The 23,605-nt window shown below is 42.6% G+C and carries 26 protein-coding genes; 12 read left to right on the top strand and 14 right to left on the bottom strand.

The window, feature by feature from the left end; all coding sequences use genetic code 11:
• Window positions 1–154: 154 nt before the first annotated feature.
• Window positions 155–835 carry a tetratricopeptide repeat protein gene (locus V7K45_RS06010; protein ID WP_335001359.1) on the bottom strand — a complete coding sequence of 227 codons (681 nt, stop codon included), beginning with the start codon at window positions 833–835 and terminating at the stop codon, window positions 155–157.
• Window positions 836–964: 129 nt separating this feature from the next.
• Window positions 965–2,938 carry an acetate--CoA ligase gene (gene acs, locus V7K45_RS06005; protein ID WP_335001357.1) on the bottom strand — a complete coding sequence of 658 codons (1,974 nt, stop codon included), beginning with the start codon at window positions 2,936–2,938 and terminating at the stop codon, window positions 965–967.
• Window positions 2,939–3,170: 232 nt separating this feature from the next.
• Between acs and V7K45_RS06000 the strand changes: the two genes are divergently transcribed.
• From V7K45_RS06000 to V7K45_RS05975, 6 genes are all read left to right on the top strand, one after another.
• The gene (locus V7K45_RS06000) at window positions 3,171–3,815 is read left to right on the top strand and encodes a restriction endonuclease subunit R (RefSeq protein WP_335001355.1); all 645 of its coding nucleotides are present in this window, start codon (window positions 3,171–3,173) and stop codon (window positions 3,813–3,815) included.
• A gap of 30 nt (window positions 3,816–3,845) precedes the next feature.
• On the top strand, window positions 3,846–4,574 hold the full coding sequence (locus V7K45_RS05995) for a Uma2 family endonuclease (RefSeq protein ID WP_335001353.1): 729 nt from the start codon (window positions 3,846–3,848) through the stop codon (window positions 4,572–4,574).
• Window positions 4,575–4,666: 92 nt separating this feature from the next.
• A complete protein-coding gene (locus tag V7K45_RS05990) occupies window positions 4,667–5,356 on the top strand; it encodes a hypothetical protein (RefSeq protein ID WP_335001351.1) in 690 nt (229 codons plus the stop codon).
• Window positions 5,357–5,423: 67 nt separating this feature from the next.
• The gene (locus V7K45_RS05985; protein WP_335001349.1) at window positions 5,424–5,864 is read left to right on the top strand and encodes a hypothetical protein; all 441 of its coding nucleotides are present in this window, start codon (window positions 5,424–5,426) and stop codon (window positions 5,862–5,864) included.
• A gap of 391 nt (window positions 5,865–6,255) precedes the next feature.
• On the top strand, window positions 6,256–6,387 hold the full coding sequence (locus V7K45_RS05980; RefSeq protein WP_335001347.1) for a hypothetical protein: 132 nt from the start codon (window positions 6,256–6,258) through the stop codon (window positions 6,385–6,387).
• Between the two features lie 448 nt (window positions 6,388–6,835).
• Window positions 6,836–7,558, top strand: coding sequence for a TerC family protein (locus V7K45_RS05975; RefSeq protein ID WP_335001344.1), 723 nt, complete (start codon window positions 6,836–6,838; stop codon window positions 7,556–7,558).
• A gap of 116 nt (window positions 7,559–7,674) precedes the next feature.
• Here V7K45_RS05975 and ndk read toward each other — a convergent pair whose 3' ends face one another.
• Entirely contained in the window at window positions 7,675–8,124 is a 450-nt protein-coding gene (gene ndk / locus V7K45_RS05970) for a nucleoside-diphosphate kinase (RefSeq protein ID WP_335001342.1), read from the bottom strand.
• A 248-nt stretch (window positions 8,125–8,372) separates the two neighbouring features.
• Between ndk and speA the strand changes: the two genes are divergently transcribed.
• Entirely contained in the window at window positions 8,373–10,391 is a 2,019-nt protein-coding gene (gene speA, locus V7K45_RS05965; protein ID WP_335001340.1) for a biosynthetic arginine decarboxylase, read from the top strand.
• A 120-nt stretch (window positions 10,392–10,511) separates the two neighbouring features.
• On the opposite strand, the gene V7K45_RS05960 is transcribed toward speA, so the two are convergent.
• The 3 genes from V7K45_RS05960 to V7K45_RS05950 form a co-directional block, all read right to left on the bottom strand.
• Window positions 10,512–11,681 carry an NDP-sugar synthase gene (locus tag V7K45_RS05960; protein ID WP_322677670.1) on the bottom strand — a complete coding sequence of 390 codons (1,170 nt, stop codon included), beginning with the start codon at window positions 11,679–11,681 and terminating at the stop codon, window positions 10,512–10,514.
• 447 nt (window positions 11,682–12,128) lie between these two features.
• Window positions 12,129–12,959, bottom strand: a complete 831-nt coding sequence (locus tag V7K45_RS05955; RefSeq protein ID WP_335001336.1) for a ScpA family protein — start codon at window positions 12,957–12,959, stop codon at window positions 12,129–12,131.
• Window positions 12,960–13,324: 365 nt separating this feature from the next.
• A complete protein-coding gene (locus V7K45_RS05950; protein WP_335001334.1) occupies window positions 13,325–14,410 on the bottom strand; it encodes an AI-2E family transporter in 1,086 nt (361 codons plus the stop codon).
• Window positions 14,411–14,537: 127 nt separating this feature from the next.
• On the opposite strand from V7K45_RS05950, the gene pdxH reads away from it, so the two are divergent.
• Entirely contained in the window at window positions 14,538–15,182 is a 645-nt protein-coding gene (gene pdxH, locus V7K45_RS05945; protein ID WP_335001332.1) for a pyridoxamine 5'-phosphate oxidase, read from the top strand.
• A gap of 145 nt (window positions 15,183–15,327) precedes the next feature.
• Here the strand turns inward: pdxH and V7K45_RS05940 are convergent, their stop codons facing one another.
• Together V7K45_RS05940 and V7K45_RS05935 are read right to left on the bottom strand one after the other, a co-directional pair.
• Window positions 15,328–15,945: an FMN-dependent NADH-azoreductase gene (locus V7K45_RS05940; protein WP_335001330.1), complete on the bottom strand. Its 618-nt coding sequence runs from the start codon at window positions 15,943–15,945 to the stop codon at window positions 15,328–15,330.
• A 75-nt stretch (window positions 15,946–16,020) separates the two neighbouring features.
• Entirely contained in the window at window positions 16,021–16,173 is a 153-nt protein-coding gene (locus V7K45_RS05935; RefSeq protein WP_335001327.1) for a hypothetical protein, read from the bottom strand.
• On the opposite strand from V7K45_RS05935, the gene V7K45_RS05930 reads away from it, so the two are divergent.
• A complete protein-coding gene (locus V7K45_RS05930) occupies window positions 16,166–16,447 on the top strand; it encodes a winged helix-turn-helix transcriptional regulator (protein ID WP_335001326.1) in 282 nt (93 codons plus the stop codon). The two genes, V7K45_RS05935 and V7K45_RS05930, sit on opposite strands and share 8 nt — an antisense overlap.
• A 220-nt stretch (window positions 16,448–16,667) precedes the next feature.
• Here the strand turns inward: V7K45_RS05930 and V7K45_RS05925 are convergent, their stop codons facing one another.
• Both V7K45_RS05925 and V7K45_RS05920 read right to left on the bottom strand, forming a co-directional pair.
• Entirely contained in the window at window positions 16,668–16,796 is a 129-nt protein-coding gene (locus V7K45_RS05925) for a hypothetical protein (RefSeq protein WP_335001324.1), read from the bottom strand.
• Window positions 16,797–16,817: 21 nt separating this feature from the next.
• Complete coding sequence (locus V7K45_RS05920; protein ID WP_335001322.1) at window positions 16,818–18,245, bottom strand: hypothetical protein; 1,428 nt, start codon at window positions 18,243–18,245, stop codon at window positions 16,818–16,820.
• A 19-nt stretch (window positions 18,246–18,264) separates the two neighbouring features.
• Here V7K45_RS05920 and V7K45_RS05915 point away from each other — a divergent pair, with 19 nt between their 5' ends.
• Window positions 18,265–18,408 carry a hypothetical protein gene (locus V7K45_RS05915; RefSeq protein ID WP_335001320.1) on the top strand — a complete coding sequence of 48 codons (144 nt, stop codon included), beginning with the start codon at window positions 18,265–18,267 and terminating at the stop codon, window positions 18,406–18,408.
• 227 nt (window positions 18,409–18,635) lie between these two features.
• Here the strand turns inward: V7K45_RS05915 and V7K45_RS05910 are convergent, their stop codons facing one another.
• Together V7K45_RS05910 and V7K45_RS05905 are read right to left on the bottom strand one after the other, a co-directional pair.
• Entirely contained in the window at window positions 18,636–19,538 is a 903-nt protein-coding gene (locus V7K45_RS05910) for a DUF3153 domain-containing protein (RefSeq protein WP_335001318.1), read from the bottom strand.
• Window positions 19,539–19,769: 231 nt separating this feature from the next.
• Window positions 19,770–20,312 (bottom strand): tetratricopeptide repeat protein, encoded by a 543-nt coding sequence (locus V7K45_RS05905; protein ID WP_335001316.1) that lies wholly within the window; start codon window positions 20,310–20,312, stop codon window positions 19,770–19,772.
• 170 nt (window positions 20,313–20,482) lie between these two features.
• Between V7K45_RS05905 and V7K45_RS05900 the strand changes: the two genes are divergently transcribed.
• Window positions 20,483–20,935 carry a hypothetical protein gene (locus tag V7K45_RS05900; protein ID WP_335001314.1) on the top strand — a complete coding sequence of 151 codons (453 nt, stop codon included), beginning with the start codon at window positions 20,483–20,485 and terminating at the stop codon, window positions 20,933–20,935.
• A gap of 127 nt (window positions 20,936–21,062) precedes the next feature.
• On the opposite strand, the gene argB is transcribed toward V7K45_RS05900, so the two are convergent.
• Complete coding sequence (gene argB / locus V7K45_RS05895) at window positions 21,063–21,959, bottom strand: acetylglutamate kinase (protein WP_335001312.1); 897 nt, start codon at window positions 21,957–21,959, stop codon at window positions 21,063–21,065.
• Window positions 21,960–22,200: 241 nt separating this feature from the next.
• Between argB and V7K45_RS05890 the strand changes: the two genes are divergently transcribed.
• Complete coding sequence (locus tag V7K45_RS05890) at window positions 22,201–23,025, top strand: pentapeptide repeat-containing protein (RefSeq protein WP_335001310.1); 825 nt, start codon at window positions 22,201–22,203, stop codon at window positions 23,023–23,025.
• An 8-nt stretch (window positions 23,026–23,033) separates the two neighbouring features.
• Here V7K45_RS05890 and V7K45_RS05885 read toward each other — a convergent pair whose 3' ends face one another.
• Entirely contained in the window at window positions 23,034–23,531 is a 498-nt protein-coding gene (locus tag V7K45_RS05885; RefSeq protein ID WP_335001471.1) for an ISAzo13-like element transposase-related protein, read from the bottom strand.
• Window positions 23,532–23,605 lie beyond the last annotated feature (74 nt).

Genomic DNA, 23,605 nt, shown 5'->3' with positions numbered 1-23,605 from the left:
AGAGGGTGGGCTAGCCCACCCCACAATAATTACAAACCAAATGCAAAATTCCGCATTAATAGACGCATAATACCCGGTCGCACTCCTGGCAAAACATCCTTAAAGCCGATCGCAGCAACTCTTTTTAACTTTTATCCACTGAATAATATGATGTTTATGAAACACCAGGATCGTCAGCAGTTTTGATCTCTTTTAAAATTCGTTCTACTTGGTTAACTTTTTCACCTCTATTCTGCTCTTTGAAAATATTTAAAGCTTTTTGTAAAGAAGATAGCGCCTCATCTTTTTTATTTGTTTGCCACATTGCTAGTGCAAAATTAGTCAGCGCCTCGCCATAATTAGGATTAATTTCCAGAGCTTTTTTATATTCAGTAATGGCTTCTTCCCAGCGATTTTGACTTGCGTAAACCATACCGCTTGCATTGTAGGCTAGAGCATATTTTGGCTTGAGGCGAATGGCTTCTCGATAGGCGCTAATTGCTTCTTCTGATTTTTTTTGCTGAAAAAGCACGTTTCCTAATTGAAAGTGCCCAAAAGCATCTTCTGGAAATTTTTTAATAAATTGGCGTAAATTTTCTTCTGCACCTTTAAAGTCTCCTTGACTATACAAAGCATTAGCTTGTTGGATTAGCTGCGATCGCTCTGGTGTATCTGTACCTGAAGATTGTGCGATTTTTTGTGGTTGTCTCTGTGCGGACTGTTCTGGCGAATGCAAAGAAACTTTTCCAGGAACCGCTAACACTAATGGTGATATCCCCATGACAGTGAAAATACTCAGCATCATGCAGCTAATAGGTTGAACAGATGCTGATTTGGATTTGTGCTTCACTTTCATCGCCCTGAGTGCCTCAATAATGTTCTAATCTTTATGATAAATTGGGCTGCGTTAGCGCGTAATGCATCACAAGAGAGACGATAAGGGCGCACATATATATGCGCCCTTATTAAGCTAATTTGGAATTATTTACACACCTTCTCGTAACTTATCCAACACACCCCGATCTTCCAATGTGGAAGTATCTCCAGATACCTCTTCTCCGGCGGCTAGATTCCGCAATAAGCGGCGCATAATTTTACCCGATCGCGTTTTGGGCAAAGCGTCTGTAAAGCGAATTTCTCCGGGACGGGCGATCGCACCAATTTCTTTGACAACGTGCAGTTTGAGTTCTTTACTCAGTTCCTCACTTGCCTGATAAGTGCCTTCTAAAGTCACAAAAGCCACTACTTCTTCACCTTTAAGTTCATCTGGCTTACCCACTACCGCCGCTTCTGCAACTGCTGGATGCGAAACTAAGGCTGATTCTACTTCCATTGTACCGAGTCGGTGTCCTGATACGTTCAATACGTCATCCACCCGACCCATTACCCAAAAATAGCCGTCTTCATCTTGCCTTGCGCCATCACCAGCAAAGTAAGTATAGTTACCATCTTTGGGTGGAATGTGTTCCCAGTAGGTGCGGCGGAAGCGTTCTGGATCGCCGTAGACTGTCCGCATCATTCCTGGCCAAGGATGACGCACTGCTAGATAACCGCCTTCGTTATTGGGTACGGTGTTTCCTTCCAAATCTACGACATCTGCAATAATTCCAGGGAAAGGAAGAGTTGCGGAACCTGGTTTGGTGGGAATTGCCCCTGGTAACGGTGTAATCATGATACCGCCGGTTTCCGTTTGCCACCAAGTATCCACAATTGGACAGCGTTCCCCACCAATTACTTTGTGATACCACATCCAAGCTTCTGGGTTAATTGGTTCGCCAACGCTTCCCAGCAAACGCAACGAAGACAAGTTTCGCGCGTTGGGATGTTGTTCGCCCATCTTAATAAATGCGCGAATTGCCGTAGGTGCAGTATAAAAAATATTAACGCCGTATTTTTCAATTACATCCCAGAAACAGCCAGGATTAGAAGCACGGGGCGCACCTTCATACATTACTGTGGTTGCACCGTTGGAAAGAGGCCCGTAGACAATGTAGCTGTGTCCAGTAATCCAACCTACATCGGCGGTACACCAATATACATCTGTGTCTTGGATGTCAAATATCCACTTGGTGGTTATGTGGGTATACAAATTATAACCAGCAGTTGTATGCACAACGCCCTTCGGTTTGCCCGTACTGCCGGAAGTATAGAGGACAAACAGCATATCTTCGCTGTCCATTGGTTCGGCGGGACAATCTGCTGATACTCCTTTTTGCAAATCATGCCACCAATGATCGCGTCCCCCCAACTGCATATAAGTTTCTTGTCCGGTGCGCTTGACAACAAGGACATTTTCAACGCTGGGAACAGCACCATCAGCTAAGGCTTTATCTACCTGTTCTTTGAGAGGAACGATCGCATCTTTGCGCCAACCACCATCAGCCGTAATTACTAACTTAGCTTTAGCATCAATTAAGCGATCGCGTAAAGCTTCAGCACTAAAACCACCAAATACTACGCCGTGGGGTGCGCCAATTCGGGCACAGGCTAACATAGCGATCGCAGCTTCGGGAATCATCGGCATATAAATACCAACGCGATCGCCTTTTTTTACGCCTAGTTGCTTCAATACATTGGCGAACTGGCAAACTTCCCGGTACAGTTGGGTGTAAGTGAGGGTACGCGAATCACCTGGTTCTCCTTCCCAAATTAATGCTGCTTTATTTTTGCGCCAGGTAGTGAGATGTCTGTCAAGGCAATTGTAAGAAATATTTATCTTACCGCCAACGAACCACTTAGCAAAAGGTGGTTGCCAATCTAATACTGTATCCCATTTTTGGAACCATTCTAGTTCTGTTCCCGCCAAATCTGCCCAAAATTGTTGCGGATTGGCTTTGGCTTTGTCGTAGAGACGCTGATAGTCTTCCAGGCTTTTGATATGGGCATTCTGCGAGAATTCCGAGGGAGGATGGAAGAGACGGTTCTCTTGGAGGATTGATTCGATATTTGGTTCAGACATGGTTAGTTATGAGTGCGATCGCTATTGTTACTAAAAACCATTCTTAGCCCAGTTGTGCTAGACAATGTTTAGATTTTCGTTAAGCTGGGTAGAAATTGCCGAGTTATTTAGTTTACATTCATTTTCATCTAGCAAAAACAAGCGATCGAGAAATGTAAAGAGGTTACATTGCAACCTATCTACCAGGAATGTTGCAAAATGTAAGTAGTCTTGACAAACAACGCCTGAAATTATGACGCTCACTGTTGAAGCTAGCAGTCTATCTCTCAACGATGTTCATCGGTTTCTCAAATTAGAAAAGCTTTCAAATGGTTCATTTACAAATTTCTTAAGGCTAGAACCACTCTCTGAGTTTGAACAGCAGGATTTATTACGAATCAGAAACGACTTTGACCGTTATTTAAGCGCAGGGAAAATTTCTGAAGGTTTGGTTAAATTTATAACGATCGCCCCCTTGATGCGATTAGCTGGATTTTACGATGTGCCGATTCGGTTGACAATGGAAGATAGCATTGCGATCGCAGTCGAAGATGAAGACAGAAGAATTACCGGGCGGATGGATATTTTAGCAATCAACAATCCTCAAAGTAATATTGCGCCGCCTTTTTGGGTTGTAGTAATTGAAACGAAAAATAGTGCGATCGAAGTGGGTGAGGGTTTACCTCAATTACTCACTTATGCTTTTAAAAGTTTAGAGCAACAACCTTCTGTTTGGGGACTGGTAACTAATGGACTGCGTTATCAATTTGTTTATTTAAGACATGAACAGCAACCAACTTATCAGTTAATGCCATTATTAAATCTGAATGAATCTCCCGGTGCAATTGAGTTATTGCAAGTTTTCAAAGCCATTTGTAAGTTACCAAATTTTCAGTAAAATGAACGTATAATTGCGGGGCGATCGCTGATGTCTGAACCTGCTACTCTAGAAATCATCTCTAATGGTATTTCAGAAAACGAAGTTATTTTTCCTCCTGGCGATATACTGAGTGACGAACCACCCTTGGAAAGTGACCTACACCGCGACCAAATCGATTTGCTGATTCGCATCCTTAAATTGTGGTGGCGAGAAAGGCAAGATTTTTATGCTTCTGGCAACTTGACCATTTATTACAGTCCTAACCAAAAAAAATCAGAACATTTCCGCGGCCCGGACTTTTTTGTAGTTTTGGGAACCCAAAAAAAAGACCGTAAGAGTTGGGTAGTTTGGCAAGAAGATGGCAAATATCCAAATGTGATTGTGGAAATTTTGTCAAGTTCAACGGCAACAGTTGATAAAGGTTTAAAAAAACAAGTTTACCAAGATACCTTCCGTACACCAGATTATTTCTGGTTTGACCCTGTAACAATGGAACTTCAGGGATTTCATTTAGTTGATGGTAAGTATCAAGAAATCCAAGTAACCACTGATGGCCGTTTGTGGAGTCAGCAGTTAGAACTTTATTTGGGAGTTTATGAAGGTAAATTAAGATTCTTCACTACTGAAAATGAATTGATATTATCATCAGAAGAATTGGCTGAACAAGAACGTTTACGTGCCGAACAGGCAGAAGAACGCGCCGAACGAGCAGAGCAAGAAATTGCTCGACTGCGGGAGGCTTTACGTATACAGGGCATCGACCTAGAGAATATTTGATGACATCAGGAAATTAATTAAAGACATTTTCAAGTTAAAATCTAGTTAAAAGTGTGTAAAAAAAGCGTAATCTTCTGAAAGTAGGGCATCGTTTGCAAGCAACAGAAATTAAGGATCAGCTAAAGTCCCTTATCGAGCAAGCCTCCTCGATAGATCATAATTTAGCGAGAAGATTAGATGAAATCAATCGTTGGGTAAAAGACATCAAGCCAGGTTCTCTGACTGCAAAACCCTTTGTAATTGCCTTTCTGCTAGAGGTAATTACAGATTCTACAATTTGGCTGATGATTAAATCCTTACCTTCAGAAGAGGAACAAAAAGCAAAGTTCGAGATGATGACGCCGATTGAGAGATATTGGTATGGTTATCTCTTTCCTAGATGGTTCAATGCAAGTGACTCCAAGTTTTATATTTGGAAACAAAAATTGATGGCAGGTGAGTTTAATCAGGGTGATAATGATATCATTAGATCAATAGCCCAAGATATTGTTCAGCGAGAAGGTAGTTTTTGGCAGCGTTATATAGCCGACCTTTCTATGGCAACAGATTTAATTGTTAGTCGTAACAATCAACCACTGTGCATTCAAGTTACCAGTGTTAGTGAAGAACTCAATCAAGAAAAGTACCAAGCTTGGCAAAATACACTGCGATCGTGGGAAATAGAGAGAGGATTGTTCTTAAGTTACAATCCCAAGGATGCTAATTTTGTGAACCAGTTAGTCAACGTGGCCCTGTATAACAGTGATTACCTTTCTGGTGGCAAATATTTAAAATTTTCGTGACTTTTCAGGAATTTGATATTTCAGATTTGTGTCTAGCCTATATACTTACGTGCTAATTACAGCTTTTATGCCTAATAAAAGAGAAACTCACTGCAATAATCAAGTAGATACATTTGCTGAAGCTTTAGCAACGGCGCGACAAATGCAGCAAAACTGGCTAACTTATGGGGTTGATTTTGTCAATATTTACGTTGAAGATGTGGAGGGAGACTGGCTAGAAACGTGGGGACATGATGAAATATTAGGTAATTTTCAATTAGATACTATTAAAGAATTTTTGGTAAGTAATGATAGTGTCGCTGTTAGGGTAAGAGAGCATTTAGGAGAGCGATCGCTGTTTGATTTTGCAGTAAACTTAGATGAATGTTGGAGAATTTCTGAACCCAATGACAGGTTATCTGCGGTGAGAAATCTCTTAGCTGGTGAAGGACATAGTATTGATATAGATGATATCAGGTTATTGGATTTAGGAAATACTCTGGTGGTAAAGTTGACAGAGATTTTGTGAAATTTGGAATTAAATTGTAGTAAATTGCTTCCAGACAATATTTACATTTTTTAAATCCTCAACGTAGATTGTGGATAAAAATCTTACACAGAGGCAAGGTAGGATAAGCAAAGGCTGAGGTCGCTCATAATTATAATGAAGCATTTGTTATAAACATTCAAATGTTTCTTATTACTGTTGAAACAATTGTGACTAACATTCAAGCATTGATAAGAAACGTTTAAGCATTTGTTACGAACATTCAAATGTTGCTTATCAATGTTGAAAGTTTTCCCTGACAGCGTACACTCGACTTTCATTAGAGAAACCGGATTAGCCTCTAACTCTCTGGAATGTAAACATCTGTTATTGTATCCATCAGTGAAGATGCCCCTGGATAAGGTAAGATACTTTGGAACCAATTACAGGTAGTGCGATCGCAACCCTTGCTTTTACTAAAGCATTTGAGAAAACTATCAAGAAATTCACTGAAGCGCTACGACCAAGCCGAACCTTTGTTTCTGCAAGCTTTAGAACTTTATAAACGCCTGCACCGTAGCCTTTATAAGGGGAGGGTTAGGGTGGGGTAAAATCTTGGTTAATCAGCTATTTCAGACTTGTGTGTACACCGTAGCCTCAAAGCATCGGGGAGGGGTATACCTTATGTGGTTGCAAAACGCTATATTACTGCTCAAGCTCGGTTGTTAAGGAAATATTCATAAACTATTACCATATTTTTGTTGTCATCTTCTAATTCTAGATGCGAACTAACAGCAGTCCATTGCGATCGCACTAAACTAGATGTTAAAACTTTGGATGTATTGACTTATACGCAAATTACCCCACTTGCACTACGATCGCACACATTTAACCCTCTTCAAAATGCACCATAACCACGTTAAGCTGAATTAGAGTGGCAATTTATTGCGCTTTTTAATATGCAAATCTCTGTTCTTGTCAAATTTTAATTTTTTCTGCTTGAGAAACCCGGAATGCTAGACCAAATTTTTGATTACCTCGACTTTCATTTCAGCCTTGAAGCCCTTATAGTTCTGGCGATCCTGGTGCTTTTAGAGGCGTTGTTATCTGCCGACAATGCGATCGCTCTCGCTGCGATCGCAAAGGGGCTAGAAGATGAAGAACTTGAGCGTAAAGGACTCAACTTTGGTTTAGTCGTTGCTTATGTGCTGCGAATCACCTTGATTCTCACTGCCACTTGGGTACAACAATTCTGGCAATTTGAATTATTGGGCGCTGCTTATCTGCTATGGTTGGTATTCCAACACTTTACCTCAGAAGAATCTAAGGACGAACACCATCACGGGCCGCGTTTTACTTCGTTGTTGCAAGCCATACCCGTGATTGCATTTACAGATTTGGCATTTTCTTTGGATAGCGTGACAACTGCGATCGCAGTTTCTCAAGAAAAATGGCTAGTGCTAACGGGTGCAACAATTGGTATTATTACGCTGCGATTCATGGCGGGATTGTTTATCCGTTGGCTAGACGAATACGAAAACCTAGAGGATGCAGGCTATGTAACTGTCGCTTTGGTGGGTTTGCGCTTGTTGTTGAAAGTAGTCAACGATAGTTTAGTTCCACCAGAATGGATTATGATTGCTGCCATATTCCTGATTTTAGGCTGGGGATTTTCCAAGCGCGTTGGAACTGAGTTACCCCAAGTAGAACCGGAAAAGAGCGAAGCGTCTAAATGAATGAAGAGTTAGGAGTCAGGAGTGAGAAATTTTTAACTCCCAACTTTTGTACAGACGCGATTAATCGCGTCTCTACTCCTAACTTTTGTACAGACGCGATTAATCGCGTCTCCCCCTTACTCGTGCAACCAAGGCGTTAAGTGTGGTTGCCAATTGACTAATTCTTCATCCTTAAACCACAGGGCAATTTCCTGTTGCGCGGTTTCTGGAGCATCAGAACCGTGGATTAAGTTGCGACCAATATTCAGTCCAAAATCGCCGCGAATCGTTCCTGGCTCTGCTGTTAAGGGATTTGTCGCACCAATAATCTTTCTGGCAGATGCAATAACGCCATCACCTTCCCATACCATTGCCACCACTGGGCTAGAAGTGATAAATTCCACTAGACCACCAAAAAAGGGGCGTTCTCGGTGAACACCATAGTGTTGTTCAGCCAATTCCCGACTGACTTTTAGTAACTTTAAACCAACTAGGGTAAAACCTTTAGTTTCAAAGCGACGGATAATTTCCCCCACTAATCCCCGCTGGACGCCATCAGGCTTAATTGCTAAAAATGTGCGCTCCATTGCTATCTCCCAAAGCTTAATAAAGTTTTTATCTAGTCAATTGTCAATTGTCATTTGTCCTTTGTCATCCTCTGTCTTGAGTCTAAGGGTTTTCCACTAATGACTAATGACCAATGACTAATGACTAATGACATACGACTCTTGACCAATCAGAGTTTATCTCAGAAATTATCCTTGGGTGCATATACGTTCCTAAATGAATGCGCTAAATTGTTAACTCATGGGTGAAAAACAGAGGTTAGGAAGAAATGGGTGTTGAGTCAACTGCTACATCTGACGAGGTGGTACAAGTACCGTCCAATGGACAAAAATCTGAAGTGAAAAATCATAAACAAAAAAAACTGTTACCACCGAGTCCTACCACAGGAGATTTACCTCGCTCCTGGAAAATTGAGGATAGCGAAGCCTTGTACCGTATTGAAGGATGGGGACAACCTTATTTTTCCATTAGCGCTGCTGGTCACGTTACCGTGTCACCCAAAGGCGATCGCGGGGGTTCTCTTGACTTGTTTGAATTGGTCAACTCCATGAAACAGCGCAACTTGGGACTTCCCATGTTGATTCGCTTTTCCGATATTTTGGAAGACCGGATTGAGCGGTTGAACGCTTGTTTTAATAAAGCGATCGCTCGCTACAATTACCCTGGCGTCTACCGTGGCGTCTTTCCCGTCAAGTGCAATCAAGAGCGGCATTTGATTGAGGATTTAGTGAAATTTGGCAAACCCCATCAATTTGGTTTAGAAGCCGGTTCCAAGCCAGAATTAATGATTGCTCTAGCTGTATTGGATACACCAGGAGCATTGTTAGTTTGCAACGGTTATAAAGACCGAGAATACATCGAAACGGCAATGTTAGCCCAAAGGCTAGGGCAAACACCAATTATCGTCTTAGAACAGATTGAAGAAGTTGATTTGGTGATTGATGCCAATCGCCAGTTAGGTATTAAACCGATATTAGGTGTTCGTGCTAAACTCAGTACCCAAGGTATGGGACGTTGGGGAACCTCTAGTGGCGATCGGGCTAAATTTGGTTTGACAATGCCTGAAGTAATCGAGGCTGTTGACAAGTTACGCGAAGCTAACCTGCTCGATTCTTTGCAGTTGATGCACTTCCACATCGGCTCACAAATCTCTGCCATTAATGTGATTAAAGATGCCATCCAAGAAGCCAGCCGCATTTATGTGGAATTGTCCATGCTGGGGGCGGATATGAAATACCTGGATGTTGGTGGTGGCTTGGGCGTAGATTATGATGGCTCCCAAACCAACTTCTATGCATCGAAAAATTACAACATGCAGAACTATGCCAACGACATCGTGGCAGAGTTAAAAGATACCTGTGCAGAGCGGCAGATTTCCGTACCAACACTGATTAGTGAAAGTGGACGAGCGATCGCTTCCCATCAGTCGGTGCTAATTTTTGATGTTCTCAGTACTAGTGATGTCCCTCTCGACAACCCAGAACCTCCACAAGAGGGAGAATCCCCGATTATTAATTATCTTTGGGAAACTTACCAATCCATCAACAAAGAGAATTATCAGGAGTTTTACCACGACGCTGCCCAATTTAAAGAAGAAGCCATCAGCCGTTTCAACTTAGGAATTTTACGCCTCAGAGAACGAGCCAAAGCCGAACGCCTCTACTGGGCTTGTTGCCAAAAAATTCTTACCATCACTAGACAGCAAGAATACGTACCCGATGAGCTGGAAGACCTAGAAAAAATTATGGCTTCCATATACTACGTCAATATGTCAGTGTTCCAATCAGCACCAGATTGCTGGGCGATCGATCAGCTATTCCCAATCATGCCAATCCACCGCTTAGATGAAGAACCAACGCGGCGGGGAATTTTGGCAGACCTCACCTGCGACAGTGATGGTAAAATCGACCGCTTTATTGACCTGCGCGATGTCAAGTCGGTTTTAGAACTACACACTCATAAGCCCGGAGAACCCTATTATTTGGGAATGTTCTTGAATGGAGCTTACCAAGAAATCATGGGCAATTTACACAACCTGTTTGGCGACACCAACGCCGTTCACATCCAATTAACCCCCAAAGGCTATCAGATTGAACACGTTGTCAAAGGTGACACCATGAGCGAAGTAGTAAGCTACGTCCAATATGACTCCGAAGATATGGTGGAAAACATTCGCCAGCGATGCGAGAAAGCATTAGAAGAAAAGCGCATCACCCTAGCGGAATCTCAGCGACTACTGCAAACCTACGAGCAGAGTCTTAGAAGATATACGTACTTAAATAGTTAGGATTGGGTATTGGGCATTGGGCATTGGGTACAAGAGGCAGAGGTGCAAAGGGGCGGAGGGGCAGAGGGGAAAGAACTTACTGCAACTTCTCCCCTGCCCCCATTCCCTATTCCCCATTCCCTAATTTACATTTGTGCCCAACAATTCCTCTATCGCTTGTCGCTCAACAGGCGTATGTGATGGCGGTGTCTGACGGGCATCAGTAATCAGCCAGTCTAAAGCAGCGGCTTGAACATCGATCGCAGCGCCAGTTTTATCTACGCAATAACGTCCAAATACCAGCTTATCGACTAATCGGACTCCGGGCCCCAGGCGCGACCATTCAAAAATCACGCTGTTTTCCACTGTTGCGCCACTACATATCCAACAATTAGGCCCAATCATCGCTGGCCCGACGATTTTAGCTCCGTCTTCGATTCTCGTCATCCCGCCAATGTAAACGGGGCCTGTGATATCCACTTTGTCCCAATTTACGGCGACATTTAAGCCAGTGTAAATACCAGGGGCAACTTCATGACCAGGAATTTGCACATTTTTGATTTCACCTAGCAGCACACCACGAATCGCCCGCCAATAGTCTGGGACTTTACCAATATCTACCCATTCAAAGTCCATAGGAATGGCGTAAAAGGGGGCTTTGATTTCTACCAACTTGGGAAACAATTGGCTACCAATGTCATATTCGACATCAGAGGGAATATAGTTAAAAACCTCTGGCTCAAAGATGTAAATACCTGTATTGATGTTAGTGCTGAGGGCTTCTTCAGTTGAAGGTTTTTCTTGGAAAGCTTTGACACGTCCCTCTTCGTCAGTCACAACCACACCATAGCTAGAAACTTCTTCCTTGGGGACAGATTTAGTAATAATGGTAGCGATCGACCCTTTAGCTCTATGCCATTTAACTGCCGCGGTTAAATCTAAGTCAATTAAAGCATCACCACATAAAACCACAAAGGTATCATCAAAAAACGGTGAGAAGTCTTGGATGCGCCGCATCCCTCCAGCCGAACCTATCGCTTCGCCCACCAGTTTACCGTCATCATCAATTTTCCCTTCAAAGGAATAGGCAATTTGCACCCCAAACCGCTGACCATCACGAAAATAGTTTTCTATTTCCTCAGCCAAATGACTAACATTGACTAGAATCTGGTCAAATCCATGATGGCGTAACAGTTCCAGCAAGAACTCCATCACTGGCTTTTGCAGGATGGGCATCATCGGCTTGGGCATAGTGTACGTAATCGGACGCACGCGAGTACCCTTGCCAGCCGCGAGAATCATCGCTTTCATAAAAATTTATTCCTCAACCACAAGCCAGTTTACTTTCATCGAGTGATACTTAATCATCAGTTTTTATTTTTGCTCTAAGTCATCCCCCAGAATAGGGATAACAGGAATTTAGTGGTTATTACAACCATCGGTATACTTAGATGACAAGCGATCGCTTATCTTTTCAATTTACTCGGATTTTGGGGCTGAATCAAAAATCTATGACAATGTAGGAAGCGGTTATGCTGGAGCCAGGAGGAAAACCCATAAATAAATTCCTATTTTTCTCACAAGTCAGCCTGAAATCTTGATGCCAAGGACTCACGCATCACATATCAACAGTTTTTACCTCTGCCTCCTGCCTTTCTTAGTACAGCTTTTCTTAAGTTCGGAGCGAATGGACTCAAACAAACTCTGCGCCTCTGTGCGTTTAAACTTAAACCCTCAATTCGCTACGAATTTACGAACTTAGTTCATCGGATTTTCAAAAGGTTTGGCGATATTAGCTGAATCTCTAATTAAACGAATTTTAATTTCATGATAAAAGTCCTCTTGAAATAGCTCTACTTTCGATTGAGCCGAGAGTAGTAATAATGCCCAGAAAACGCTAACTAGGTTACTGTGTTTAGACTCATGTCCAGACCCATTTTGGTTAAGAAACTTTGTTTTAGTCCATAATTCTACAAGTTGTTCTAAATTCAACCAATTTTGTTCTAAACTTAGCTCTCTTGTCGACAATTTCAACACCTGCTCTAGTTCCCCAGCGACTTCTGTCAGATTTTCTTGGTGAGCTAACTCCAGCGCCTCTCGCATACTTTGAACGCTAGGTTGACGCCTGGGACGAATAGGTTTGCTGACTTTTTCTACCAGTTTCAGTTGGTTAGCCATAATCTGCAATTGCTCAATTAACTCTTGCAGAGTCACCCGGCGCTTTGGTGGTGGCATTGCCGCTGGACGACGACGTAATTGCCGTTCTAAAGGTAGGCGATGACCCTGATGTAATACACCGTCTTCACCTTCCAATAGGGCATCATCTTCTACACCATCTTGTGCATCTCCGACTGTTGACAATTGCATCAAGGTATTTGCCTTGAATAATACCAGCATTGATGCTGATAAAAATGCTTGTCCAGATTGAGACAAGTCCGCTTCATAGCCTCTTGTTATTGCCCCCGGTGCCATCAGTTCTAAATAGCGGTCAATCACCTCGATCACTTGGACATCCCAAGGATCAATTTCCCCCTGCTCGGCTTGGTAAATCAAAAATGTGATTGTTTCTAACAGCTCGGAAGCTTCCATCAACAGGTTCTAAGTTAATTAATGAGAATCAAAAGATTGTAAATTCAAGACTAAACTAATTGACTATTGGCAAAGCGTATACTCTATACATTGGCTTGCGCTTCTTTTTTTCAGAAATCGCCTGCTGGCAATATCCTCTAAAATTTGTAATCGATCACCATTGTGAATTGTGAGATTAGATTGTGCAACTTTTGAGTTGGGCATTGAGCATGGGGCATGGAGCATTGGGAATTGGGCATTGGGTACAAGAGGCAGAGGTGCAAAGGGGCAGAGGGGCAGAGAGGAAAGAACTTACTGCAACTGCTCCCCCGCTCCCCTTGTCCCCTTGTCCCCTTGTCTCCTCTGCCCCTCTCCCCTCTGCCACCTTAATCAGGCGGTGGGTCATGGGCAATAGTGACAGTTGAGACAAAATCACTCGGCTTGCCGCTCTTAATAGCATCGAAAGTGCCCTTAATGGTACCAGCAATTGGAACAGCAACAATTGTCCCTAACAAGCCAGCAATCTCAAATCCCATCAAAATAGCTACAAAAATCCAAATGGGATTGAGTCCGATAAAATTGCCGAGTATCCTGGGAGCTAACAAGTTATCTTTAAGCTGCTGCATGAGAATTGCCGCGATCGCAACTTGAACTGCTAACCACCAATTTTGCAGTAGTACTAAAATTGTCACCAGACCAATACCCAGAGACGCCCCAATAAAGGGAATGAGTTCTGAGATCCCGATTAAAATGGCAAACAACAGGGCAAAAGGTACCTTGATTGCTAAGAAAATTGGTGTCAGGGTTACCACCATGAACAATCCTAGTAACAGCTGGCCAAGGAAGAAGTTCTGAAAGTTTAAGCGCAAGGATGTCGTGAGGGGATCTCCAATGTTAGAGGGCAAAAGATTGATCAGACCATGCCAGACGCGATCGCCATATAAAAGCATATAAAATGCGAGCACAATGACTAACACTAAGTCAAGTAATCCTGACAACAGTGTTCCAGCAAATCCCACTGCACCAGAAGCTAGCTGTTGTAATAAATTCTGAATGTTGGCATTGATTTGACTGCTCACAACACTCAAATCAATTCGTAAATGTCGTTTCTCTGCCAGCATCTCAAATTGCCTTAGGTTTGTTTGACTGGCTGCTAACCAATCAGGGATCTTATTTAACAGTTGGATTGTTTGGTCAACGATCAACGGTACTAGGGTCACGCCCAGAATACCAAGCAGGGTTAATGTTGCAATTAAAACTATAATCACCGCCTGAGTGCGGGTGATCTGGGCACGTTCAAAGAACTTAACCGGGTAATTTAAAAGAAAAGCCAGAATCGCCGCAATGCTCAAGACGGTAATGGGATGCTGGAAATAGCGAAAAAGCACAGACAGCAGCCAGACATTGAGAGCGATAATCGGACCGCTCAGACCATAAATTAACAGGCGTTGAAGGGAGGCCGAACGGCGCATCTTATGCAACCTATTTTAGTTATTCCTGGAAAGAATTTGTAAAATTCTTGATGGCGCTGATCATCATCATAGATATTTTTTACAAAGACATCTATAAGCGTATCTGATAGCAAGGAAACAAATCACAATGGACAAAACAATAGCCGATCTTCGTAAAGACTACACCTTGGAAGGTTTGAGCGAACTTGAAGTTGACCTCAATCCTTTTATCCAATTTAAAAAATGGTTCGATCAGGCTCTAGCAGCACAACTCCCCGAACCCAATGCGATGACCATTGCTACCGCCACACCAGACGGTAAGCCCTCAGCCAGAATGGTATTACTCAAGAATTTTGATGAACGAGGCTTTGCCTTCTTTACCAACTACAACAGTCACAAAGGACAAGAACTCGCAGAAAATCCCCAGGGGGCTTTAGTATTCTGGTGGGCAGAACTAGAACGTCAAGTCCGAATTTCGGGCTATGTGGAGAAAGTTTCCGAAACTGAGTCTGACCAATATTTTCACAGTCGCCCTGCTAACAGTCGCCTGGGTGCGTGGGTATCTAATCAAAGCGAGGTCATAGAAAGTCGAGAAGTCTTAGAGCGACGCTTGCAGGAGTATCAAAGCAAATATGAAAATCAGGAGATTCTTCGACCACCTCATTGGGGAGGCTTACGAGTTATCCCTACAGAAATTGAGTTTTGGCAAGGACGCCCTAGCCGTCTGCACGATCGCTTACTCTATAGGCGGTTAGATAATGGCACTTGGAAGATTGAGCGGTTGTCACCTTGAGGAAGAGGCAGGGGAGCAGGGGGGCAGGGGAGACAAGGGGACAAGGGGACAAGGGGAGCAGGGGAGAAGTTGCAGTAAGTTTTTTCTCCTCTACCCCTCTGCCCCTTTGCACCTCTGCCTCTTGTACCCAATGCCCCGCATCACATTACCATTGGGCGATCGCATCTTGAATTGCTGCCCTTGCTTCTGATAGAGATTGGGTACGGGCATCACCTTCATTCAGGCTGTTGGCGTTAATAAATTGAATGTCTGTAAGCCCAATAAAGCCGAAAATCGTCCGCAGGTAGGGTTCTTGGAAGTCGTATGCAGCAGCAGGAGATGTCGGGCTAAAGTCACCGCCGCGAGCTGTGATGATAACTGCCTTTTTACCCTCGACTAACCCTTTAAAACCTTGAGCTTCTATTGCAACAGTCCGGTTAATGCGAACAATTTGGTCAATGTAAGCCTTAAAAGTGGAAGGTATATTGAAGTTATACATTGGCACTCCAAAGACGTAGCGATCGGCTGCCAAAAACTCATCAACCAGTTCGTCAGAAATCCTAAGTGCCTCAGTTAATTCTGGGGTATGGGTTTCTGGTGGTGAAAATGCCGCCGCAATCCAAGCTTCATCAACGTGAGGAACTGGGTGATGCCCTAAATCTCGATAGGCGATCGCATCTTCAGGATGCGCTGCTTTCCAAGCACTGACGAATTCCTTAGATAATTCTCTGGAGTGCGATCGTTCACCACGGGGGCTGGAATCAATATGTAGAATATTTACCACCAAATATCTCCTGATTAACTAAGATTTCTGCTTTTACTTTTTTTGAATCTTTATTTCAAAGCATTACATCAGATACTAAAAGTAACTAGTTACTAAAGTAAAGTAGTTACCATAAAGTAACTGCCGCACAATCTTAGCTAACTTATCGATGTCTGCTTCTAAAAATCCTGATGCTTGCCCAATAAGTATTTTGATGTCCTTATTATCGGGGCCCTGGACAATGTACATACTATGGGTGTTGTGTAATCGCGGGCCTATTCGCTTTGGTGCATTGAAACGCCAAGTAGAAGGCATATCAACCAAAATGCTGACAGAAAGACTCAGGATGCTTGAGGCAGCAGAAATTATTTATCGCCAGTATGAACCAACTATCCCACCTCAAGTCACTTACGGTCTTACAGAACGCGGACAGGAACTCATTGAAATCCTTCATCAACTCAATGGACTTGCTGAACGTTGGTATGGCAGCGAACAACGAGAACATAGCAATAGTAATGTTTGATATGATGTGCAAATTGCCCATAGTTCTCGCGTTATCCCTCTCCAACCCTCACGGCACTTGCTTTATGCGGGAAAGCCATCCACCGCAGTGCCTCACTTTGGCAAAGTGAAGTACTGCGGCAGGGTGGGTAAGGTAGTTATTATAGGTGTAATTGAGCAGACTTGATATGATTGTAGGAACTTTGACGCAAAACTCCTTTTTGAAGGGATCAGAAACCTCTTTAAAAAGGCGGTACTTGTCGTTCTGGTCCCTCAGTTTTGGGAGGTTTTCCGATGATTGATGGTGGTTGTGGTTTTTTTGGTTTTGATTTTTTTTCAGAGTCATCCTTTGGTTTTTGGTTATCACTCATTTTGATTCATCTCCTTTTTAATTACAACGACTGAACTGTTTTGATGACTTCTTGTATATGCTTGGCAAATTCCTTGCCTCTCAATTCGGGAAGTTCAGGAACTTCATTTAATTTCTTCAACAGTGGGAATGTTAATTCCGCAACAACTTTACCAATACCTTGTAACTCTGGATCTTTACCTGCCCAATCCCAGAATCGGCGATCGCGGTCTCTGACGAGGGAATAAACCAAGTAGTGACAGGCTTTTTGATCTGCGTTTTCTACACTGAGGTTTTGACGGTGAGCGATCGCATACCAACATGCCAGGTAATATAAAACATGGTAATTTAGCTCTGATGTGTCATCCCATTCCGACAAAATATGCTCAATTTTCTGTTTTGCTGCTCGAATCTCAATTTCATCACCTGTTAGTAGCTCAGCAATGCTTTTGCGAACTGTAATCCGACGTTCAACAGATACATCCTGACATTTTTTTAGGGCCTCATTGTATTGTAGAATCGCCTGACGTTGCCAATCAATACCTTTTTTACCTTCAGATTCACCTTCCTTACCTTCAGATTCTTGTCCTAAGATACTATATGTTTCAGCCAAATTTTCGTAGGGTTGATACCAGTGTGGGTACAAATATATCGCTTGTTTAAAATCCTCAATCGCTAACTGGTAAAAGAAGTTGCCATGAACGGGGGCGCTAGCTTGGTTGAGAGTGCCAAAAAAGTTATGTATCTGTCCTTGATAACGCTGGCGTCGGCGACCAAAGTAGCTCCAAGGTACCGCCACTACCATTTCCCGCCTACACAGTTCTAGTGCTAGCCAACGGGCAGATGGTTTTAGAAGCCTCCTGTAGCGGTCTTTAAGTGTCTGTGTTGACGACTGATTTTGAGTTTCTGCTAGCTTGTCATCATCTAACTCCCAGATGGTGTAGAGCTTAGAGGATAGGCGGCCTTCTATATTTGTAATTTCAAAGGTAATCCCTAACTTGCTATATTCTTTTCCTTGACTTTGAAGGATAGTAGTAACTTTAGTGCCAAAGGGTGGGAATATTACCTTAAGTAGTTGCACTACTGGATCTATTTGGTCAGGCGTGAACTCGTTGAGTGAAGCCACTAATTCAGCGAGACGTTGTTCTGGAGTTGCTTGTGGTAGTGGCAACATATCACGAGGACGATAGTTTTCTGGCCCAACACTTTTAATATGCTCCTTCATTCGCTGCCGGACATTTTTCATCTCTTGCACCAGCATTTCTCGCGCTAGTTGGCTCAAACCTGGTAATACTTTGTCCAGTTCTTCATCAGCGCCAGAATAATTGCTGAAGTTATCGATAATCAGTTGGGATGAACGGTAGGCAATTAGTAAGACGAGCCGATAAAGTACGATAATACTTAGTACAGCAACTACTCCTTTTGCCAAGGAAAAAGTGATCGTAGTTAAGCTTTTATCAAATGCTTCCAAATCCTCTGCAAATGTCCTTATGGGAACTGTCTTCTTGGACTTGCTAGGTATTGCTATTGCAGTAGGTTTTGGGGTAGCAGTGAACTGTGGCCTAGATATGTCCGTTTGGGTAAAAGCTGGGGTAGAGGTGAGAGGCAACAAAGCCAACAATAAGAAAATGTAAGCATTCACAGGTTCAATATTTTCAGCTTCTGGTAAGTGGTAAATGTTACTTGCTCATCATAAACTACCAAGAGGTTCCCAAAATGTATGGTGAAAATATTTAACAACTATCGACGAACAATTTTTTTGGCTAATTCGCTATGACTGATTTTTACAAAAAGCTGGAAAGTTTAAAAAGCCGATGGAGAATGCATCGGCTTAACTGACAATATTCAACAGATGAATAGTCTACTGTTCCTGAATCGCTGCTGCTTTAGGAGGAAATTGAATTCTGGGATCTGGCATGAAATTATATCTCAAGTACAATCCTCCTGAAACAAATAGGATAATTAACAACCCACCGATACCAAGGGGACTAGGAAGCCAGAAAACAGCTTCTATGTGGTTTAGCTCACCAGGCTGGAGTTTCCACACTAATTGATTGCCATTTTTTTCTGGCTCAATTGCAGTTTCAGTTAGTTGAATATTTTTGGCTCCCCAAGGAGTCTTCAAGCTAAATTCCAAGTCGAGAATTGAACCAGCATTCGCCAGAACATGACCTTTGCTGGCAATTAGAGAGAGCGATCGCAAATCCAAATCATAAATCAACCGATTTCGGACTAAAAGTAAAAAATTATTCTGCTCCAAGAGGACGTTTGATTCAATTTTCGGCAGTTCTGAGTTAGATTGGCTCTCTACAGACTCAGAGGGTTGATTTGCACGGGAGTTAAAGAATTCGTTGAACTTCTCTTGCAATTCCGTACCACTGCTAAAAGGAATTGTGACGATGATTTCTTCTTGGGAAACTCGCTGTGCTTTACCATCAAGTTGACGGGCGCGGCGTTCTATGCTCTTTAACCATTCGTACACCGAATCACCGCTAAAACTGGTTAGCCGTTCTCCCAACTTAATATGCTGTACTAGTTCGCCACTATTTGAGTTGTCAAAGTTTAGCCCGACATCGTACTTCACACAGCCAGTCAGTAGCAGAGATGTTAACAGCACGAGCCACAGAATAGGATTTCGGATGGGAAAGACTCGGTTCATTCGATTTCGACCATTTAGTGGTGAGAGAAATTTCATCTTTGCCAACACAAAACTAAATGGTCTGACTAACCACAAGAAAATCTTTCCGAAAATTGAAGAATTCATAACTATAAATCTCCCCAAAGTCAACAGATTTTGGATTTTAAATTTTGGATTTTGGATTAACCCCACCGATAAACGGATAAAGCTCAAAAATTTTAAATTTTGGATTTTGTTTCATGCCTCAACCCTTTTGGGTGAAGCATAAACCAAAAAAATCTAAAATCCAAAATCGTTCGACTGAGCGTTCGCGTAGCGTCTCGGAGAGAAGCCGAAGTCCAAAATCCAAAATTGTTATCAGCCAGGAGTTCCTGAAAAATTCAACCAAACCAAGTACGAGATGGTTAAACCAATGGCAATTAGTGCCACCCAGATAAAGCGATTATCTCTGGTATTGACCTGACTGAGGTCAACGAATTCTGGCTCGGCAGGTTTAGGCTTTTGCTGGACAGAAGATTTTGGAGACTTAGCAGGTACAGAAATTTTGAGATCGTTATCGGCTAATGCGCCCAAATCGGGGATTTCGGTCATCCATTCGCTGGGTCTTTTCAGCTTTGGTGCTTTTAAGATATAAAGCATCCGCCGCGCTTGTTTGCTGATTTCAAAATGGGCATGGCGTTTGAGTCTTTCGCAAAGAGCGATCGCATCATCCGTGCGTCCAGCCGCTTCATAAGCTGTCACTAGATGAATTTCTACTTCGCCCCCAAGACGAGAATTACGAGCTAATAGAGCGCTGGCCTTTTCTAAATTTTCTACGGCTTCACGGTATTGGCCATTCTCAAAGGCAACTTTCCCAGCCTGGTAGCGGGTTTTAGCAATTTCTAAACTTTCTGTACTCACGTCTTATACAAAAATTAGCACTATTTTCATTTTGCCAATGCCAGCAATCTTTTTGGAATCTTTTCAAAAGCTGGCAATCTGAAAGTGGATAAACTTCTAAAATTTTAAGTAAGTAGCTGCAACTATTTTCTGATTAAAAATTCCGGTATCAAATGCAGGTGAGCAAAATTATGTTGAAAATCAAGCATTCGCAACTGAATTGGCTCTTAGCAGGTATAACTTTAGCTGTGATGGGTGTAACCATTGCTCCAGCTTCCGCCCAGCGCGCGTTCGTGATTGATAGTGGTTATGGAATCAGGCGATCGCATTCCGCCCAGCGCGCATTCGTGAATGATGGTGGTTATGGAGTCAGGCAATCGTCGCCTTCTGTGGGTTCCTTTATTTATGGTAGTCCGATTCCTACACCTATGCCTGTAGACCCAACAACAGGACTAATACCACAACGCAATCATTACCGCGATTATTCCTATCCCCAATTCAGGCAAAATATTAGAAATTCCACCCTGATTAATCCGACAATTCGAGATTCAACCCTAGTTAATCCGGTAATTATCAATAATTCATGGCGTCGTACACCATTTAGTGGTGGGCGATCGCGGGTTATTATTACCTATCCCCGCTAGGAAGCAGGGGGGCAGGGGAGTAGGGGAGCAGGGGAGGTGAATATCAAAGACTCGTCCACAAGTAAAAAACGAGTTTTAATTTATCCAAAATTACAGTTACAAATTATTTTCCCAGTTTCCCCTGCCTCTACAACGTAAACTGCGAACCCAAAATCATTGTCCCAATCCCAACGTCAGTAAAGATTTCTAGTAATAGGGCGTGGGGAATGCGACCATCAATGATGTGTGCTGCACGAACTCCTTGAGCAAGCGATCGCACACAACAACTCACCTTGGGAATCATCCCACCGCTGACTATACCATTGGCAATCAACTCGCGTGCTTCGCGGATATCTACTTTCGGAATCAAAGTAGATTGGTCTTTGTAATCTTTTAAAATTCCACTGGTGTCGGTCAGTAAAATTAACTTTTCTGCACCTAATGCAGCAGCGATTTCCCCGGCTACAGTATCGGCGTTAATGTTATAAGCTTGCCCCGTCTCGTCTGCGGCGACGCTAGATACTACCGGAATATAGCCATTGCTAGCAAGGGTTTCCAAAATCTTGATATTCACATTGCTGACTTCCCCCACAAAGCCGATGCCTTCTTGACCTTGGGAACGAGCTGTAAATAGATTACCGTCTTTACCGCAAAGTCCGACAGCCAATCCACCAGCTTGGTTAATCAGGGAGACAATTTCTTTATTAACTCGACCAACTAAAACCATTTCCACCACATCCATTGTGGCGGCATCAGTGACTCGCAGACCATTCTTAAATTGTGGTTCGATGCCCAGCTTATCTAACCAACTGTTAATTTCTGGGCCACCTCCGTGGACTACAATCGGACGCAAGCCGACGCAGGATAAGAATACAATATCGCGGATAACTTTGTCTTTGAGTGCGCTATCTTTCATCGCTGCGCCACCATACTTGACAACAACAGTGCGACCGGCAAATTGTTGAATATAAGGTAGTGCTTCGCTTAGTACACGTACACGAGTGGCTTCAGCTTGCCTGATGTATTCAGAATCGTTGACCGTCATGAGGAGCCTAACAGAGAGAGTTAAAACCTATTTCAGTAAGTGTAGAAGACTTTGTAACTCCTCACAATCTCTGATGCCCAAATTTAGTACATTTGCACTATAATAACTCTAGCAATCTGGCTGGATTTGTAAAAATATGGTTGCTTGTTGTGTAGATAACACAGCAATAACAGTAATAGTGGCAGTATCTCTTTTGTAAGGAGATACTTTTAGTGGTCTTAATAAGCGCTTTATTGGAGTCATGGATATTAAAGAATTACTCAAACAGTATGCCTCTGGGGAAAGAAATTTTATTGGCATTAGTTTAAGGGATGCCAATTTACTAGGTATTAACTTGAGCGAGGCTAATTTAAGTAACTCTAATTTAAGAAATGCCGAGTTGCATGGAGCTAATCTTCAACGGACTATTCTTAAAGGAGTTGATTTACAGGGAGCAAATCTACGTTATGTAATGCTAGATGAAGCAGACTTGAGTAATGCCGATTTAACTGAGTGCAATTTTCAATATGCCAGTTTAAAAAGGGCAAAACTAACAAACTGTAAAATCTTGGAAAGCAGTTTAGAAGGTGCAAATCTAGAAGGCGCAAATCTAGAATGTGCAGAAATAGTCGATACAAGTTTCGAGGATACAAATCTCACAAATGCTAATTTAAGTAATGCTGAGATTGGAGAATCAAGTGGTTCGCCAGAATTAAGGTTGGCTATTTTGTGCAACACGATTATGCCAAGCGGCCATATTTGCAACGATAATTGTAATCCTGCTGCGATTAAAGATATTTTGTTGCAACGTTACGCATTAGGGGAACGAGATTTTACAAACAATTTCAGTTGTGTTGAATTAAGGCTTTCTGATTTGCGAGGAGCCGATTTAAGTGGTGTACAGCTTCCTGGTATAAAACTGTGGAATGGTGTTTTACAAGGCGTAAATCTAAGTAATGCAAATTTGAGTAGTGCTTGGTTAATTGAAATTTTTTTCCAAAATGCCAACTTAGAAGGTATTAATCTTGAAGAAAGCAACTTGAGTAGCTCATCTTTTAAATCAACTAAGGGACTTGCAAGAAAATAAGATACCAGTCAAACAGGGACAATGGTGATATCCCATTTGGGTAATGTTTCAGAACGCTGCCAGAAAGGTTGGTACTGTTCTAACTCTTGTGACACAACCTTAATTCCTTTTTCATAGGTGGTTTCGATCCGATGTACAATCGGTGCAATCCCTTTCCAAGTCATATTGGCACTCCAGTGTAGAGCAGCTTCAACGGAGTCTAGAATTGCGCCGTTCCAATAGTTTTCTAGCGCAGCCCAACACCGTTCTATCGGGTTGTACTTGCTATGGTACGGGGGGTAATAAATTAGTCGGATTTTTAAACCAATGGCTTGAGACAATTCAACCATACGTTTGATAAATTGCGTGCGATCGCTACGGGTTGCGGCACCGCCATCAAGGTCAATCAGCAATTCATCGAGATCGTGGTAATCGTGTTGATTCTCGTTCCACCAAGCAGTTAAACAATCGACGATAAAATCACTAGTCTCAGCTGAGTGACCAAACCCGGATTTCTCACAAGCAATAAAAAATCAATTTACATGACCTCATGTAAGACAATTATTTAATACATTATCAATTCAAATTTAGGTAGGGAGAG

It is taken from the genome of Nostoc sp., assembly GCF_036917375.1.
Taxonomy (GTDB): domain Bacteria; phylum Cyanobacteriota; class Cyanobacteriia; order Cyanobacteriales; family Nostocaceae; genus Nostoc.
This window is presented reverse-complemented; position numbering and strand designations above follow the sequence as displayed.

Coding starts and splice junctions, on each gene's coding strand:
- V7K45_RS06010 (WP_335001359.1), bottom strand. CDS start 835: ATGAAAGTGAAGCACAAATCCAAATCAGCATCTGTTCAACCTATTAGC.
- acs (WP_335001357.1), bottom strand. CDS start 2,938: ATGTCTGAACCAAATATCGAATCAATCCTCCAAGAGAACCGTCTCTTC.
- V7K45_RS06000 (WP_335001355.1), top strand. CDS start 3,171: ATGACGCTCACTGTTGAAGCTAGCAGTCTATCTCTCAACGATGTTCAT.
- V7K45_RS05995 (WP_335001353.1), top strand. CDS start 3,846: ATGTCTGAACCTGCTACTCTAGAAATCATCTCTAATGGTATTTCAGAA.
- V7K45_RS05985 (WP_335001349.1), top strand. CDS start 5,424: ATGCCTAATAAAAGAGAAACTCACTGCAATAATCAAGTAGATACATTT.
- V7K45_RS05975 (WP_335001344.1), top strand. CDS start 6,836: ATGCTAGACCAAATTTTTGATTACCTCGACTTTCATTTCAGCCTTGAA.
- ndk (WP_335001342.1), bottom strand. CDS start 8,124: ATGGAGCGCACATTTTTAGCAATTAAGCCTGATGGCGTCCAGCGGGGA.
- speA (WP_335001340.1), top strand. CDS start 8,373: ATGGGTGTTGAGTCAACTGCTACATCTGACGAGGTGGTACAAGTACCG.
- V7K45_RS05960 (WP_322677670.1), bottom strand. CDS start 11,681: ATGAAAGCGATGATTCTCGCGGCTGGCAAGGGTACTCGCGTGCGTCCG.
- V7K45_RS05955 (WP_335001336.1), bottom strand. CDS start 12,959: ATGGAAGCTTCCGAGCTGTTAGAAACAATCACATTTTTGATTTACCAA.
- V7K45_RS05950 (WP_335001334.1), bottom strand. CDS start 14,410: ATGCGCCGTTCGGCCTCCCTTCAACGCCTGTTAATTTATGGTCTGAGC.
- pdxH (WP_335001332.1), top strand. CDS start 14,538: ATGGACAAAACAATAGCCGATCTTCGTAAAGACTACACCTTGGAAGGT.
- V7K45_RS05930 (WP_335001326.1), top strand. CDS start 16,166: ATGTACATACTATGGGTGTTGTGTAATCGCGGGCCTATTCGCTTTGGT.
- V7K45_RS05935 (WP_335001327.1), bottom strand. CDS start 16,173: ATGTACATTGTCCAGGGCCCCGATAATAAGGACATCAAAATACTTATT.
- V7K45_RS05925 (WP_335001324.1), bottom strand. CDS start 16,796: ATGAGTGATAACCAAAAACCAAAGGATGACTCTGAAAAAAAATCAAAA.
- V7K45_RS05915 (WP_335001320.1), top strand. CDS start 18,265: ATGGGAACTGTCTTCTTGGACTTGCTAGGTATTGCTATTGCAGTAGGT.
- V7K45_RS05910 (WP_335001318.1), bottom strand. CDS start 19,538: ATGAATTCTTCAATTTTCGGAAAGATTTTCTTGTGGTTAGTCAGACCA.
- V7K45_RS05900 (WP_335001314.1), top strand. CDS start 20,483: ATGTTGAAAATCAAGCATTCGCAACTGAATTGGCTCTTAGCAGGTATA.
- argB (WP_335001312.1), bottom strand. CDS start 21,959: ATGACGGTCAACGATTCTGAATACATCAGGCAAGCTGAAGCCACTCGT.
- V7K45_RS05890 (WP_335001310.1), top strand. CDS start 22,201: ATGGATATTAAAGAATTACTCAAACAGTATGCCTCTGGGGAAAGAAAT.